A 16,138-nucleotide genomic window follows, 5' to 3' on the forward strand; every position below is an offset into this window, starting at 1 on the left:
GCTAACAGCATTATACCCTGCCCGTCAAGCCCTGCGGGACAAACGGGTGAAAGCGACTCCTGGTCAGACGGTTCAGGCCTGGTCAAATCCGAACGGCATCACCGCTTCCAGCCGCTCTTCTCCCAGCGCCAGCGCCAGCAGACGGTCCACGCCCAGTGCCACGCCCGAACAGGCAGGCAGGCCACCGCCTTCCAGCGCCGCCAGCAGGTTTTCGTCCACGGGCATGGCGGGTTTGCCCAGCGCCTGTCGAGTGTTCTGTTCCCGTTCAAAGCGGCGACGATGCTCAGCCGGGTCTTGCAACTCCTGATAGCCATTGGCCAGCTCTTCGCCCTCAACATAGACCTCAAAGCGCAGAGCCAGACGCGCATCCTGCGGATCGAGGCGGGCCAGCGAAGCCTGAGAGGCCGGATAATGACTGACACAGGTGACCCGCCCACGTCCCAGCTGAGGTTCGATCACTTCGGTGAACACCAACTGCGCCCAGAGTTCGGTGTCGTCCGCGTCCACGCCTTCAATCGGGGCAATCCGGTGCGCCTCAAGACAGGCCTGGTAAGTTTGGCTGTTTGCGCCAAAAGGGTCGTCCATGCCCGCATAACGGGCATAAGCCTGTTGCCAGGTCAGAACTTCCAATGGCCGGGTTGGTTGGGTCAGAGCAACGCCATCCTCCTCGCCCAGCGCTTGCAAAACGCTTTCGATCAATTCGGCGGTCTCCAGCATCATCTGCTTCAGATCAAATCCCCGTCGGTACCATTCCAGCAGAGTGAATTCGATCTGGTGACGGCGTCCCAAATCCCGATCCCGAAACACCTTGCCCAGATAAAACAGGTCGCCGCTGCCAGCGCAGAGCAGGCGTTTCATCGGGTATTCGGGCGAGGTGTGCAGATAACGCCTGACCGGATTGGCCTGTCCCGGCGCCTGCACATCCAGCGCCAGCGAGTCCAGCTGAGCGTCCGGGGTGGCCGCCGCCGAAAGCATTGGCGTGTCCACTTCGATCAGGTCGCGCTGATACAAAAACGCCCGCAGATGCTGCAGGCATTGCGAGCGTTTTTTCAGGGTCGACAAACGGGCACTGGGTGCCCAGTTTGACTTGGGTTCAGTCTTTGGCGCGTGAGACATAGTCACCGGTCTGGGTGTTGCAGATCACTTTTTCACCGATCTGAACAAACAACGGCACCTGCACCACCGCCCCGGTCGACAGGGTGGCGGGTTTGCCGCCGGTGCCGGCTGTGTCGCCTTTCAGACCCGGATCGGTTTCGACCACTTCCAGCGTCACCTGGGTCGGCGGCGACACCGTAATCGGATCGTCGTTCCACAAGGTCACGGTGCACATGTCCTGCTCGACCAGCCATTTGTCCATGTCGGCCACGGCTGCGGCGCTGGCCTGGTACTGCTCAAAGCTGCCTGGGTCCATAAAATGCCAGAATTCGCCGTCGTTATACAGGTATTGCAGATCGACTTCCAACACGTCGGCGGCTTCGACCTTTTCGCCCGATTTGAAGGTTTTTTCCAGTACTTTGCCGGTGATCAGATTGCGAAATCTGACCCGGTTGAACGCCTGCCCTTTGCCGGGTTTGACCAATTCGTTTTCGATGATGTTACAGGGTTGACCGTCCATCAGAAATTTCAGGCCGCCCTTGAATTCACTGGTACTGACTGTTGCCATCTTCATTCCTCATACGTATTCGACCTTTTTTGCGTAAGACCATCCGATCTGGTCAATCTGGCTGCGAAAAAACGCCGATTCGGTTAAAATTGTGCGGTATTTTACATCAAAGCCTTGTGCTTATTCGAGTTTCCCGGAGCCAGTCATTCAGACCCCCATTGCCAAAACCGTCAGTCTGGAAAGCCTGTGTCAGTCGCTGGCACTGGACCCGCAAGCCGAGCAGGCGCCGCCATTGGACCCGCAACCGGATTTTCCTCTGCGCGTGCCCGAACATTTTGCGCAACAGATGCGGCCGGGAGACTGGCAGGACCCGCTGTTGCGCCAGATTCTGCCGCTGGCCGAGGAACGCAACACGGTTGAGGGCTATCACTCAGACCCGGTCGGCGACCGCTCGGCCAGCCTGCAACCGGCTTTGATCCAGAAATATCAGGGCCGCGCCCTGCTGATTGCCAGCCCCAAATGCGACATTCACTGCCGTTATTGCTTTCGCCGCCATTATCCTTACGAACAGGCACGGCAAACCCACTGGCGGGCCGCGCTCCAACACCTGCACCAGCGCCCGGACATCCACGAACTGATCCTGAGCGGCGGTGATCCTTTGAGCCTCAGCGACGGGGCCCTGACGGCGCTGCTGGATGACATCGCCGAAATCGAACATCTGACCACCCTGCGCATCCATTCACGCACGCCGGTCGTGGCCCCGGACCGGGTCAGTAACACATTGATCGAACGATTGCGACAACTGCCTCTGTCGGTGGTCCTGGTCGTGCATTGCAACCATGCCAATGAGCTCAGTGACCAGACTCAGGCGCTGTTTGCTCAATGCAAAGCCGCGGAGATGACCCTGCTCAACCAAACGGTCTTGCTCAAAGGTGTGAACGACGACTCAGAGACGCTGGCGGCACTGAGCCACAAACTGTTTGCACAAGGGGTCCTGCCCTATTACTGTCATCTGCTCGACAAGGTCGCCGGGGCCGCGCATTTTGATCTGCCGCAACACCAGGCCTGGTCAATTCTGGATGCGCTGCGGCGGCAACTGCCCGGTTATCTGGTCCCCAGACTGGTCCGGGAAGACGCCGGTGAACCCTATAAAACCCTGGTGACACCGCAAACCATCGCCGCCATGCAGGAGTAAAGGGGGATTGTTTTGCTTTCGTATTTCTGCCGGTTTCAGGCTAAGATAACGCCCTGAGGCTTTCATCGAACGGGGAATTTCGTCATCGAAAACGCACAATCCGCTGACCACAAAATCGCTCACCAGCCGCGCTGGCTCAAATGGGGTGTCTCTGCGCTGTTTCTGATCGCCGTGGTTGCGGTCATTCACTGGTGGCTGGGCTGGCCTCGCCTGTGGCAGGCCTGGCAGACGCTCAGTTTGTTCGAGGTGGTGCTGGTATTGGTCATGCTGCTGCTGAGCTACCATTTTCGCGCTTTGCGCATCTACTACTATTTTCGGCATCAAGGGCCATTGACCCGTCTGGGTTGTGACAAACTGGTGCTCAATCATACCGCCTGGAACAATTTTCTGCCCATGCGCTCGGGCGAGTTGTCTTATCCTTTGCTGGTCAAGCGCTATTTCGGCATCGGTTACAGCCGCTCTCTGGCCAGTTTGCTCTGGCTGCGCCTGATGGACCTTCACACTCTGGTCATGCTGGGACTGGGACTGGTCTGGGCCCTGTGGCCTCACTGGGCGCTGGTCCCTCTGGCGTTGCTGACACTGAGTTTGCCGCTGCTGACGTTTGCTTTGAAGCGGCGACTGCAACGCTGGAACCGGCAGCGCTCCGCGCGTTTGGATCAGGCTCTGGCCGGTTTGCCGCACCGGCTGGGCCTGCTGATCCAACTTTGGGGATTGACCTGGTTGAACTGGGGGGTCAAGCTGGTATTATTCATTCTGGTGATTCAGGCAATGAGCGACGTGCCCGCAACGATTGCACTGGCCGCCGCCATTGGCGGTGAACTGTCCAGTGTGCTGCCCATTCACGGCATCGCCGGTTTTGGCACCTACGAGGCCGGGATGATGCTGCCCTTGATCTGGGCCGAAATGGACGCCAAAGATTTGCTGGCGGCCGCGGTCAATGTGCATCTGCTGATTCTGGGCGCCAGCGTTCTGGGCCTGATGCTGGCGCAATGGCTGCCCGTTCCCAATTCCACTACCGAGAAGAGACACACCTTATGACCGACACCGCGACCGACACGGCGACCGAGATGACAAACGGGGCCGCGACGACCGTCTCCATTGTCATCCCTTTGTACAACGAACAGGACAATGTGCAGCCACTGGTGGACAAAGTCATGGACGCCTTGGACGGTTTTGAATCCCAATGGGAGCTGATTCTGGTCAATGACGGCTCGCGCGATCAAACCTATGAGCGCCTGCAGGCCCTGTCGGTTGAACATGCCTTTCTGCACCCGATCCATCTTCAGCGCAATTTCGGTCAGACCGCGGCCATGCAGGCGGGCATTGATGCGGCCCGGGGCGAAGTCATTGTGACGCTGGATGGCGATCTGCAAAACGATCCGGTGGACATTCCCCGCATGGTGCGCCGCTTGATCCGCGACGACCTTGATCTGGTGGCCGGCTGGCGCAAAAACCGCAAGGACGGCTTGTGGCTGCGCAAAATTCCTTCGCGGATCGCCAACCGTCTGATCGGCAAAATCACCGGGGTCAAACTCAATGATTACGGCTGTTCGCTCAAAGCCTTTCGCGCCAAGGTGTTGAAGTCAATCACCCTGTTTGGCGAAATGCACCGCTTCATTCCGGCCTGGCTGGCGACCGAAACCCACCCGGACCGCATCAAAGAAGAAGTGGTCACACACCACCCGCGCATTCACGGCGAATCCAAATACGGCCTCTCGCGCACCTTTCGGGTGATCATCGATCTGCTGTTTATGTATTTCTACATGCGCTTTCGCGGGCGTCCGGGGCATTTCTTCGGTCAGGCCGGACTGGTCTCAGGCGGCCTGGGAGGGCTCGGACTGTTTTACCTGTTTGTGATCAAACTGATGGGTGAGGACATCGGAACACGTCCGCTGTTGATTGTGTCGGTAATGCTGGTCATTCTGGGGGTCCAGTTGATTCTGACCGGGGTGCTGGCCGAACTGATCACTCGCATCTATTACTCGGCCTCTGATCGCAAATTTTACACGGTGATGAACGCCGACGACACCAAACCCGCCGCCGAAAAGGGCTGGCAGGCCTCGAATCTCTCGGGTTCCAGAACAGCGCCTTTCGATACTCACGCCCCATCTCAGAGTGATTGAATGAACGCCACAACGCACAAAGTTCTTCCGGCGGTTTCTCTTTCCCACTGGCTTTGGCTGCTGGCCGTGATCTGGGTCAGCACCCTGTTTCAACTGGGTGCCGTACCGCTGTTTGATCTGGACGAAGGGGCCTTTTCCGAAGCCACTCGGGAGATGCTGGTCAGCGGCGATTATGTTTCCACCTGGCTCAATGGCGAGCCGCGCTTTGACAAACCCGTGCTGATTCACTGGCTTCAGGCGGCCAGCGTCGGCCTGTTTGGTCTGAATGAATGGGCGCTGCGCCTGCCTTCGGCGTTGGCCGGCGCTGCGACCCTTCTGATTCTGTTTGCGTTTGTGCGCCGTCACTGTGATACGACCACCGCTTTGCTGGCCGTCGCCATGACGGGCTTGAGTCTCAACATCGGCTTGATTTTCAAGGCCGCAACCGCCGATGCCCTGCTGATTTTCTTTCTGACCGCGACCCTGCTGGCCATTTTTGAACATTACACCCAGCCACGCAAAGGTTTGCTTTATCTCATTTATGCGCTGATGGGGTTCGGACTTTTGACCAAAGGGCCGGTCGCGGTGTTTTTTCCGGTACTGATTTCGCTGATCTTTTTCGCACTCAACCGGCGCTGGCAGGACTGGTTTCGGGCGGTCTTTTTTCTGCCCGGCTGGGTTCTGCTGCTAGTCATTGCCCTGCCCTGGTATGTGTTGCAATACCTGAAGATGGGCGATGCGTTCATTGATGGCTTTTTCTTTCAGCACAATCTGTCACGCTTTGACAGCGCGATGGAGGAGCATGAAGGCTCGGTATTCTACTATCTGCCTGTGCTGTTGCTGTCGTTTGTGCCCTTCTGGGCGTTACTCAAACCGGTCGCACAGCAACGCGGGGGCTGGGCATCGGACAGCCTGCGCCAGTTCAGTCTGGTCTGGCTGCTGTCGGTGGTGGTTTTTTTCAGCTTTTCGGGCACCAAGCTGCCCCACTACATCAATTACGGCCTGCCGGGGCTGATGATCTGGCTTTCGGTGTATCACTCACAACTGTCTTCCAGTCGCTGGCTGCTCTGGCCGGGCTGGCTGATGCTGGCGCTTCTGTGGCTGTTGCCCACCCTTCTGATGCATTTTTCCGGCGAGGTGGAAAAGCCATTCTATCGCAGCATTTTGGCCAATTTTGACCAGACGGCCAATGACGTTCACTGGTATGCATGGATGACGGGCTTCACCCTGGTGATGCTCGCACTGACGGCGATGCGCTGGCCGACGACGCAACGGTTGATCGGCTCGGCCCTGGTGGTCATGGCGGCGTTTTTAACGCTGGTGCTGCCGGTCACCGGACAACTGCAGCAAGGCCCGATCAAGGAAGCGGCATTGAAAGCGAAATCTCTGGAAAAACCCGCGGTGCTCTGGCGCTTTAACCGACCCAGTTTCAGTTTTTATTACCGGGATGTCACGCCCAGCCGCGCACCCGAACCCGGTGAGCTGGCATTGACGCAGGTCAGCAAATTGTCCGATATCCCGTTTGCTTACCAGGTGCATTATCAGAAACACGCTGTGGTGTTGATTGAGCGTCTGGCCAATAGCGGTTCAGCGCAGACGGACCAGTAACACCCCGGCAATGGCCACCAGTACCATCGAAGGCATGAACGCCCCGAGAAAAGTCGGCAACTGATAGATCACACTCAGGTTGCCAAAAAACTGGTTGAGTAGGTGAAAACTCAAACCGATCAGCACACCGACAAACACCCGCTGCCCCATACTGACCTGGCGCTGTGAACCAAACACCAGCGGAAAGACCATCATCAGCATGCCCAGCAGCACAAACGGCATCGCGATTTTGCGCCAGAAAGCCAGCTTGAACGCTTCCGCCTCCAGGTCATTGGCCTCCAGAAAATCGATGTAGGCATACAGGTCCAGCACCCCCATCAGACGGGTTTTGACGCTCAAACTCTGCAATTGTTCCGGCGACAAACCAAATTGCAGTGGCGACCGGGCAACGGATTCGTGTTCCAGCTGCATCCAACGATGGACAACCTCTCCGGGTTGATCCAGCGCGGCCCGGGCCTGATTCAATATTTCGGTGACTGCGGCATCCTGCTGCCAGGTCAGGCGATGATGACTGGCCTGCATCAATTGCCACTGCTCATTGCGGTATTCGGCGCGCGGTGACTGGGTCCAGCTCTGCAAACGCTGACCATCCAGTTCGTACACGGTCACATTCAAAAACACCTTTTCCGAGACCACCCGGCCAATGTGGAGCAGGCGGTTCTGTTCCCGGATCCAGAGATCGCTGCTCTGACCGATGGAAAAGTTTTTGTGCAGTGCCTCCACCCGCACTTTTTCTGCGGCCATCTCCGACTTGGGGGCCAGGCCTTCGCCCAGCACAAAAAACACCGCCCACAAAAGCGCCACCGATTTGATGACCGCCCAGAAGATGCGGGGCAAAGACCAGCCAGTGACCCGCAACACCACCAGTTCGGACTGGTTGGCCAGCCCGCCCAGACCAATCAAGGCCCCAATCAGCACCGCCAGCGGAAAGATTTCATAGCCATAAACGGGCATTTTAAACAGGCTGAAACGCAGCACCTCAGCCAGCCCGTAGTCCTTTTCCATTTTGCCGAGCTGATTGAGAAACTCAAAAAACACAAACAGGCTCAACAACACCAGCCACACCAGCAAGGCGTGCTGGACCAGTACCCGGCCCAGATAACGCTCGATTCGATTCATCCGGCCCTCCCGACGCGCTTGAACCCAAATATCCGCGGACCGTTCAGGGTCAGCCCATACAGCAAAAACGCGATCCAGATCGGCCAAAGCCCGATGGCCACCGGCCATTCCCCATCGCCCATCATTGAGCGCAGGCTGATCACCAGTTGATAATAAGTCACATACAACACCAACGCCAACGCCACCTTGGCGAAACGTCCCTGACGCGGCCCGGTTCGGCTGAGCTTCAACCCGATCAGCCCCATGACCAACACACTGATCGGCGCACTGAGGCGCCACTGCCAAAGCGCCTGATGCTTGGGCTCGCTTGATGCCAGCAACGCCTGATTGCTCAATTCCTCTTCGTCAGGCGGGGTTTTTACCGACTGAAAGCTGGGCAGAAAGCCTTCAAAACGTTCGAACGTCCGCACCGCCAGTTCCTGCGGCTGGTCCAGATGTTCATAAACCGAACCGTCGAACAGCACCAGTGCCATGCGGCCATCGATGGTTTCAAAGCGCCCTTCCGGAGCCATCAGAATCGTTTCCCCGCGCTTGTTGCTGGCCGGCAATTTGATCCAGACATCGCTCATGTCCGAGTCCTGACTCAGAGTCCGGGCATAAAACACACCCTGACCATTGGGCAGTTCATTGAACCGGCCGGGAGTCAGTGCCCTGACCGGCGACATGGATTGGGCATCGTCCATAATCAGGCGCGACTGCTCGTGACTCCAGGGCGTCACCCAGCCACTAACCCACGCGGTCATCATCACCAACGGCAGCAAAAACAGCAGCAAGCGGCGCTGAAACCAGCGCAGCGAGACGCCACAACTTTGCAGCACCACCATTTCCTGATCCTGATACAGCCGCCCCATGGTCAGCATCACACTGAGCAAGGCCACCAGCGGCATAATGATCTCCAGCGCCGGCGGAATGTTATAAAGCAGCAGGGAAAATACCAGGCCTGGTGGAATTTCGCCTTCGACCGCCACCGCAAGCAAACGAGTGGCCTCCGAGCCGAATGTCACCAACAGCAACACACTGAGCACAGCCAGCAAAGTGGCCAGAAGAGATCGAAACAGATACCGGTCAAGAATTCGCAAAAAAAACCACCAACGGTTAGAATAATGGGCAATTATCAGATAGACGACATTATACAAACTGAGAGCGCGGCACGAGCCAGAGACGCGATAAAATGCGGAAAAAACTTTCTCGCCTTCCCCTTCGGGCGGCGAGTGCTCCGCTCTGACCCGTCTGACGCCTCAAACCAAAGGGAAAGCCTCCATGCAAGAAATCCAGTTTACGTTGACCCAAACCTTAGACACCAACGCCTATGACACTCTGGTGGTCCCCGTGTTTTCAAAAGGCGACCCGATCTCGCAGCTTCACACGCTGGGGCTGGAGCAGGCGGTGAAAAAATGGGTCACACAAAAGGATTTCGACGCCGCAGCCGCAAGCACCCTGCTGTTGCTGGACAACCCGGACGCTGGCTGCCAGCGTCTTCTGCTGGTTGGTCTGGGCGACCCGGCCAAACTCACGGAAAAAACCTACCGCAGCGCTTTGAAAGCCGCCACCAACAAACTGCATCAGACCGGTGCACAGCAAGTGTTGTCGGTGTTGAGCGCTGTCTGGCCGGAAAGCCGGGACCAGGCCTGGTCACTTTACCAGAACACTCTGTTTTTGCAGCATGGACTCTACGACTATCAGCACCCGAGCCGCGGCGATTTCACGCCCAAGGAAACCTGTGTCCGCCAGGTGACGCTCTTCAGCCAATCACCGGATATGGACGACGCTTTGACCCAGGCTCAGGCTTCGGCTTATGGCATGAAAATGACGCAGGACCTGGCCGACACCCCCGCCAATTTCTGCACCCCCACTCATTTGGCCGACACCGCCCAAAAACTGGGGCAACAGTATGGGTTTGAGGTCACCATTCTGGAACGTGAGCAGATGATTGAAATGGGCATGGGCGCGTTTATGGCCGTTGCCCAGGGTGGCAGCACGCCGCCCAAAATGATCTGCCTGTCCTATCAGGGCGGCGACCCGGACCAGCGCCCGATCGCACTGGTGGGCAAAGGCGTCACCTTTGACACCGGCGGGATTTCACTCAAACCCGGTCAGGGCATGGACGAAATGAAATACGACATGGGCGGTGCTGCAGCCGTGCTGGGCACCTTTGAAGCCATTGGCCGACTCAAACCCAATCAGAACATTGTCGGCGTGATTCCCTCGACCGAAAACATGCCTTCCGGCACGGCGATCAAACCCGGTGATGTGGTCACCTCCCTGTCGGGCCAGACCATTGAAATTCTCAATACCGACGCCGAAGGCCGACTGATTCTGTGTGACGCCCTGACCTACGCCCAGCAGACCTACCATCCTGAAAAGGTGATTGACATGGCCACGCTCACCGGGGCTTGCATCATTGCTCTGGGTCACGAAATGTCCGGCATTATGGGCAACGACCAGTCGCTGGTTGACGCGCTTCTGGCGGCGGGCAACCACACCTATGACCGCTTCTGGCAATTGCCTCTGGCGGAAGAATACGACGCCCAGTTGAAATCCAATTTTGCCGACATGGCCAATATCGGTGGGCGCAGCGCAGGCACCATCACTGCCGGTCAGTTTCTGGCCCGTTTTACCAAAGAGGCGAACTGGGCGCATCTGGACATTGCCGGCACCGCCTGGAACAGTGGCGAAAACAAAGGCGCCACCGGCCGACCCGTTGCCGCGCTGGTTCATTACCTGACCAACGCTTCCGATTGATATGAGTGCCGCACAGCGCCCGGAAAATCAGGACGTCCTCTTTTATATCCTGCCGGGACAGGACCCGGCCGAACTTGATCGCTTTGTGCTCAAGCTGATCCATAAAATTCACCGTCAGTCGCGCCGGGCAGACCTGTTGGTCGCGGATCAAGCCACGGCGTTGAAACTGGAGACCGATATTTGGGGGATGCGCCCGGAAGGCTTTGTCCCCTGCAGTGTCAACGCGGAGATGCCGGCCCCGTTTCAGATTCACACGGCGTTTCCACAAACACCGGGCAATGACGTTCTGATCAACCTCAATCCAGAGCTGGACCCGGAACAGGCCATTACCACGGCCCGTTACCACCGGTTGATCGAGGTGCTGGACCAGACCCCGGAACGGATTGAACTGGGACGAAAACGCTGGCGGCAATACAAGCAACTGGGACTGACACCGACATCGCACAAGTTATAACGCACCCTTTGTACGAACCGAACAACTCGGCGAATGATCGAGAAACGTAGAACTCGGCGAAAAGCCGAGAAATGAAAAGTCACAAACAGACACTCACAACAATACTCATCGCACTCTGACCGACAGGAGCACTTGATGGACATCACGCAACTGCTGAATTTTACGGTTGAACAGAACGCCTCAGACCTGCATCTCTCTGCGGGCATGCCACCGATGCTGCGCCAGGATGGCGATGTGCGCAGTCTGGATGCGGAACAACTCTCGGCAAAAGCCGTGCATGAAATGACTTACGACATCATGACCGATGCCCAACGCAAACTGTTTGAGCGTGATTGGGAAATCGACTTTTCGTTTGAATTACCCGAAGTGGCACGTTTCCGGGTCAATGTGTTTCAACAAAACCGGGGCATCGGCGCGGTCTTTCGCGTGATTCCGAGCAAAGTTCTGTCTCTGAGCGACTTGAATGCGCCAGACATTTTCAAAGACATTGCTCAAACACACCGTGGCCTGGTTCTGGTCACCGGCCCCACAGGTTCGGGGAAATCCACTACTCTGGCGGCCATGGTGGACCACCTCAACCAAACCCGAAAATCGCACATTCTGACCATCGAAGACCCGATCGAGTTTGTGCACACCCCCAAAAAATCCCTGATCAACCAGCGTGAAGTGCATCGCGACACCCAGAGCTTTGCCTCGGCCCTGCGCTCCTCCCTGCGCGAAGACCCGGATGTGATTCTGGTGGGGGAAATGCGTGACCTCGAAACCATCAGCCTGGCCATGACGGCGGCCGAAACCGGGCACCTGGTATTGGGCACCCTGCACACCAGTTCGGCCGCCAAAACCATCGACCGGATCATTGACGTATTTCCAGCTGGCGAAAAACCGATGGTGCGTGCGATGTTGTCGGAATCTCTGAAAGCCGTCATTTCTCAAGCTTTGCTTAAAAAAACCGGCGGCGGGCGTGTCGCCGCACATGAAATCATGCTGGGATCGCCGGCGATTCGCAATCTGATTCGCGAGGACAAGGTCCCGCAAATGCAATCGATGATTCAGACCTCCAACAGACTGGGAATGCAGACACTGGATCAGGATTTGCGCCGATTGGTGAATGCTGGCAAAATTTCTCTGGAAGAGGCGCGCACCAAAGCCGTCAACAAAGACGAATTTCTACGCTGAGTATTCAAATGAGCCAAACTTCAGAAACACAACTAAAAACCCTCCTGAACGCCTTTTTCCAACAAGGCGGCTCGGACTTGTTTATCACCGCCGAAGCCCCGGTCAGCCATCGTTTGGACGGCCAAATCACGCCATTGACACAGGAATCTCTGACATCGACTCAATCACAGTCCTTAACTTTGGCACTGATGACGCAGGCTCAACAGGAACAATTTCACGCTCAGAAAGAACTCAACTTCTCTTATCGGTTGAGCGATTCAGCACGCTTCCGAGTGAATGCGTTTTTTCAGCAGGAGCAGGTCGGCTGTGTGATTCGGCGCATCGCCTCGCGCATTCCAACACTGAGCGAATTGAATCTGCCATCGGACTTGGGCGAACTGGTGATGGCGCAACGCGGCCTGATTCTGGTGGTCGGGGCCACGGGTTCCGGGAAATCCACCACCCTGGCTTCCATGATCGACCATCGCAACCGCCACCAGAGCGGGCACATCATCACCATTGAAGACCCGATTGAATTTGTGCATCGTCACCAGAAAAGTTTGCTGACCCAACGCGAAGTGGGCGTGGACACCGAGAGTTTCAACCAGGCCCTTGAGAACACCTTACGCCAGGCGCCTGATGTGATCCTTCTGGGTGAAATCCGGGCACAGGAAACCATGTCGCATGCGATCAATTTTGCGGAAACCGGGCATCTGTGCCTGTCGACCCTGCATGCCAACAATGCGCATCAGGCTCTGGATCGCATCATCAACTTTTTCCCCCAGGCCAAACGCGATCAGGTTCTGATGGACCTGTCGCTCAACTTGAAAGCCATCGTCTCCCAGCGTTTGATCCCCAGCGAATCCGGTGGCCGGGTCGCGGCGCTGGAAGTGCTTTACAACACGCCTTATGTGTCGGAGTTGATTTTTGAAGGGCGCGTCAATGAGATCAAGGCCGCGATGGAAAACAGTCAGGAACCAGGTATGCAGACCTTTGATCATGCTCTGTTCGACCTGTATGAAACCGATCAGATCAGCTATGAAAACGCCCTGCGTCATGCCGATGCGGTGAACGACCTGAGACTCAAAATCAAACTGCGCAGCCAGAAACCCTTGCCCGAGGCTCTGCAAAGCCAAAGCGCCTCCTTAAGCATCAAACCGGACGCCTGATAGCCAACGACCATGACGACTCTCAAAACCAACTCAATTCTGGCCCTGACCGTCTGGTGTTTTTACCAGGCCTGGTCATTGCCTGTGCTGGCGGAAACCACTCATCCTCCGCTGACTACCCCGGTGTCGCTTGCACCGGAACGCGTTGCCCCTTTGTGTGAGGAATGGGCCAACAAACTGCGCACGGTTCAGAAACAAACCTGCCTGGACTTTGACCTGCATGCCAGCATGCGCTTTGAATCCTCGCAAGAACGTCCGCTGCTCTACAAAGAGGTGCGCCCAGGCAATGGCCAGCCGCCCAAAGGGCGGATTCTGTTTATCGGCGGCATTCATGGCGATGAATACGCCGCCATCAGCATCACCTATCTGTGGCTGCAGGAACTGTTGAAAGAGCGCACCCAGCCGCATTATCACTGGCTGTTTCTGCCATTGGCCAACCCGGACGGATTGTTTCAATCGCCAGCCACCCGCATGAATGCCAACGGCGTCGATCTCAATCGCAACTTCCCTTCCCCGGATTGGAAAGACTCGGCCCTGACCACCTGGCAGAATCACTACCGCGGCAATCCGCGTCGCTATCCGGGAAAAGAGGCGGCGAGCGAACCCGAAACCCAGTGGATGGTGCAAATGATCAAACGCTTCCGTCCTGACGCCATTATTTCGGTGCATGCGCCCTACGGGCTGTTGGACTATGACGGACCGGAACACGCCCAGCCCAATCGCATCGGCCACTTGAAACACCGATCTCTGGGGACCTATCCGGGATCACTGGGACGCTATGCCGGCGAACACCTCAATATTCCGGTACTGACGCTGGAACTGCGTTCCGCCGGACGCATGCCCACGCCGGACGAAATCGATCAAATGCTCAAGGATCTGGAAAGCTGGGCCGCAGCGAAAATTCGCCAGCAGGAAAAGGAGTTGTAAAGCGAAGGGATTGGAAACGACGGTGTGGGACTGACAGTCAACGAGTCAACGAGTCAACGACCGTAGGCAAGCATCACTTCTGACTCAGCCGCGGCAGATTGGCCGCCGGAATGGTGTTTTCATAAACCAGTTGCCAGCGTCCCTGATCGGCTTCGCGCCAATACTGTTCCACTCTGTCTTCGTTGCCCACCGGAAAACTGACGTAATACACTCCAAGTTCACCTGGGTAGGCGTAGACGCTGACTTCCGACCAGTCCACCTGATAAGGCGAGTCTTCACGCAACCACTGATTGATCCGCGTCAGAACCGATTGTTTGTGGTCATTGATTTCGGCCTGGGTCCGCACGGGCGTTTTTTCGGCAATGATCACCGGCGTGGTCTGGTTCAGGCCAAAGCGAAACAGCAGATTTTCCATGGCCGGATTGTTGAGCACCACACAGCCACGACTGGCTAGAGGCGGACGGCTGTATGTGGTTCTGGGCGTGCCATGCAGCCAGATTCCCGACCCTGTCCGCCCTTTGCCTTTGTCCCAGGTATTGGGGTAGTTCAGCGTCAACGCCCCAACCCCATACAGTTCCGGCAGGGTTTCGTCCGGCAACTGTTTGACAATCTGATAGACCCCGACCGGGGTTTTCTTGTCACCACGAACCTGCTTGCCCGTGCCTTTTTCACCTAGGGTGACATAGTAACTGCCAACTTCTTCGTAACCGTTTTCCTGCTGCTGGTACAGGAACAGACGATGTGCCTCGGCATCCACAATCACCAGAAACGGTTCCTGACTGGTTTTGAGTACATATTGAGACAGGATGTGATCGCGTTGTTGTTGCGCTGAAAGCACTTCCCTGTTCTGACGCCAGCGCACTTTGGCTTCGGTCACCAGTGAATCGATGGTTTTGGCATGGCGCTCACGCTGGGCCAGCACGCTTCGGTTCTGACCGGCTTTGATCGCCAGCAATTCCGCTTTGAGCAATTGCGCCAATTTGTATTCCGGCATGTCTGCGGCCAATTGACTCAAATCGGTCACGGCCGGTTCCATCGCCCCCTGTTCAAGGGCGGAAAGCCCGGTCAGCAATTTTTCTTCCGCCAACAGCGTAAAGCCGTCTTGTGCCAGCAGCGGCGAGGAAAGCGCCAGCCCGCAGACAGCCAGGCAGGGCCGCAGACGTTTGAACAAAGCTTTGTGGCGAAAAGGCATCAGGTGCTTATTGAGAAACATTGATTACTTCCTCTAATGCAATCCGCCACTGACCGTTTTCCTTTAGGTGCCAGATCAGTTTTTTGCGCACCTGGTCGCGAAAAAAGTCCGACTGATAGGCCTGATCAAAACTCACCTGAATGGACTGATGCCCCAGGGGAATGGCTTGAATGTCTGACAGGGTGATGCGGATGAATTCCGGGCGACTCAAACTGGCCTCTCGATTGGCGACCCAGGCCTGGTGGGTTTTATGGTCGTCCGGCAGAAAATCGGACACGTAGTAGTTCAGGTAGGCCTGCAGATTCTGTCCGGCCCAGGCCTTGCGCCAGGACTCAGTGCGATTGACCACGGTTTGCATGGCCTGTTCAAGTTGACGAAGGCTTCGGTTTTCGACCGTCTGCATCTCGGTCTGGGCACTCAGCTCCCACTTTGGATCGGGCTGGCGCAACTCTGTGTCAAATACGGCCTGATAGGCTTGCTGCGACTGATAAGCATAAACCTGAGCAAGATTTTCGCGCAACACCCGAACCTGTGGAATTTCCGCCAGCGCCGCTTCCAGTTCCTGCTGGGCCCGGTCGTATTGTTCCAGTTGCATCAGGGTGGCCGCTAGGTTGTTGCGCACCGCCAAGTGATCAGGAAAATCGGCTTTCAACGCCTCCAGCCGTTCCAACGCCATTTGATAATCGCCGGACTGCGCAGCCTGGGTGGCGGCCTCGAAACGGGACGGAAAGTCCTCGGCCTGCGCCCAGGCGGATGAGATCACACCCCACAAAAAGAACAATAAAACCAGTGCTTGAAACAACCGGGTGGTCAAACATTGATGAGTTCGGGCACAGTCATGCCTTGGCGTGCAAACGTGTCGGTCCATGTCA

15 protein-coding genes are annotated in these 16,138 nt (G+C 56.7%); 9 read left to right on the plus strand and 6 right to left on the minus strand.

The features are described 5' to 3' along the window. Nucleotides 1-72: 72 nt before the first annotated feature. Both epmA and efp read right to left on the minus strand, forming a co-directional pair. Nucleotides 73-1,116 (minus strand): EF-P lysine aminoacylase EpmA, encoded by a 1,044-nt coding sequence (epmA, locus tag A377_RS0100765; protein ID WP_019894156.1) that lies wholly within the window; start codon nucleotides 1,114-1,116, stop codon nucleotides 73-75. Continuing rightward, nucleotides 1,094-1,663, minus strand: a complete 570-nt coding sequence (gene efp / locus A377_RS0100770) for an elongation factor P (protein WP_028485147.1) — start codon at nucleotides 1,661-1,663, stop codon at nucleotides 1,094-1,096. Before efp ends, epmA begins: the two co-directional genes overlap by 23 nt. A gap of 91 nt (nucleotides 1,664-1,754) precedes the next feature. Between efp and epmB the strand changes: the two genes are divergently transcribed. The 4 genes from epmB to A377_RS11540 all read left to right on the plus strand — a co-directional run bounded on the left by epmB (nucleotide 1,755) and on the right by A377_RS11540 (nucleotide 6,508). Then, nucleotides 1,755-2,798, plus strand: coding sequence for an EF-P beta-lysylation protein EpmB (gene epmB, locus A377_RS0100775; protein ID WP_019894158.1), 1,044 nt, complete (start codon nucleotides 1,755-1,757; stop codon nucleotides 2,796-2,798). A 171-nt stretch (nucleotides 2,799-2,969) separates the two neighbouring features. Then, nucleotides 2,970-3,836: a lysylphosphatidylglycerol synthase transmembrane domain-containing protein gene (locus tag A377_RS11535; RefSeq protein WP_019894159.1), complete on the plus strand. Its 867-nt coding sequence runs from the start codon at nucleotides 2,970-2,972 to the stop codon at nucleotides 3,834-3,836. After that, on the plus strand, nucleotides 3,833-4,921 hold the full coding sequence (locus A377_RS0100785; RefSeq protein ID WP_019894160.1) for a glycosyltransferase family 2 protein: 1,089 nt from the start codon (nucleotides 3,833-3,835) through the stop codon (nucleotides 4,919-4,921). The genes A377_RS11535 and A377_RS0100785 overlap by 4 nt, the downstream gene beginning before the upstream one ends. Next, nucleotides 4,922-6,508 carry an ArnT family glycosyltransferase gene (locus tag A377_RS11540; protein WP_019894161.1) on the plus strand — a complete coding sequence of 529 codons (1,587 nt, stop codon included), beginning with the start codon at nucleotides 4,922-4,924 and terminating at the stop codon, nucleotides 6,506-6,508. On the opposite strand, the gene lptG is transcribed toward A377_RS11540, so the two are convergent. Further along, a complete protein-coding gene (gene lptG / locus A377_RS0100795) occupies nucleotides 6,488-7,627 on the minus strand; it encodes an LPS export ABC transporter permease LptG (protein ID WP_019894162.1) in 1,140 nt (379 codons plus the stop codon). The two genes, A377_RS11540 and lptG, sit on opposite strands and share 21 nt — an antisense overlap. After that, a complete protein-coding gene (gene lptF / locus A377_RS0100800; RefSeq protein WP_019894163.1) occupies nucleotides 7,624-8,706 on the minus strand; it encodes an LPS export ABC transporter permease LptF in 1,083 nt (360 codons plus the stop codon). The genes lptG and lptF overlap by 4 nt, the downstream gene beginning before the upstream one ends. Nucleotides 8,707-8,887: 181 nt before the next feature. Here lptF and A377_RS0100805 point away from each other — a divergent pair, with 181 nt between their 5' ends. The 5 genes from A377_RS0100805 (at nucleotide 8,888) to A377_RS12535 (ending at nucleotide 14,074) form a co-directional block, all read left to right on the plus strand. Then, complete coding sequence (locus A377_RS0100805; RefSeq protein ID WP_019894164.1) at nucleotides 8,888-10,369, plus strand: leucyl aminopeptidase; 1,482 nt, start codon at nucleotides 8,888-8,890, stop codon at nucleotides 10,367-10,369. A gap of 1 nt (nucleotide 10,370) precedes the next feature. Further along, nucleotides 10,371-10,823, plus strand: coding sequence for a DNA polymerase III subunit chi (locus tag A377_RS0100810; RefSeq protein ID WP_019894165.1), 453 nt, complete (start codon nucleotides 10,371-10,373; stop codon nucleotides 10,821-10,823). A gap of 135 nt (nucleotides 10,824-10,958) precedes the next feature. Next, complete coding sequence (locus A377_RS0100815; RefSeq protein ID WP_019894167.1) at nucleotides 10,959-11,999, plus strand: type IV pilus twitching motility protein PilT; 1,041 nt, start codon at nucleotides 10,959-10,961, stop codon at nucleotides 11,997-11,999. Between the two features lie 8 nt (nucleotides 12,000-12,007). Further along, a complete protein-coding gene (locus tag A377_RS0100820; protein WP_019894169.1) occupies nucleotides 12,008-13,147 on the plus strand; it encodes a PilT/PilU family type 4a pilus ATPase in 1,140 nt (379 codons plus the stop codon). Nucleotides 13,148-13,159: 12 nt separating this feature from the next. Further along, nucleotides 13,160-14,074: a M14 family zinc carboxypeptidase gene (locus A377_RS12535; RefSeq protein ID WP_019894170.1), complete on the plus strand. Its 915-nt coding sequence runs from the start codon at nucleotides 13,160-13,162 to the stop codon at nucleotides 14,072-14,074. A 73-nt stretch (nucleotides 14,075-14,147) separates the two neighbouring features. Here the strand turns inward: A377_RS12535 and A377_RS0100830 are convergent, their stop codons facing one another. Both A377_RS0100830 and A377_RS0100835 read right to left on the minus strand, forming a co-directional pair. Beyond that, entirely contained in the window at nucleotides 14,148-15,287 is a 1,140-nt protein-coding gene (locus A377_RS0100830) for a L,D-transpeptidase family protein (protein WP_019894171.1), read from the minus strand. Next, nucleotides 15,274-16,068, minus strand: a complete 795-nt coding sequence (locus A377_RS0100835) for a L,D-transpeptidase Cds6 family protein (protein WP_157760657.1) — start codon at nucleotides 16,066-16,068, stop codon at nucleotides 15,274-15,276. The genes A377_RS0100830 and A377_RS0100835 overlap by 14 nt, the downstream gene beginning before the upstream one ends. Between the last annotated feature and the right edge of the window lie 70 nt (nucleotides 16,069-16,138).

This window comes from Hydrogenovibrio halophilus DSM 15072, assembly GCF_000384235.1.
Taxonomy (GTDB): Bacteria; Pseudomonadota; Gammaproteobacteria; order Thiomicrospirales; family Thiomicrospiraceae; genus Hydrogenovibrio; species Hydrogenovibrio halophilus.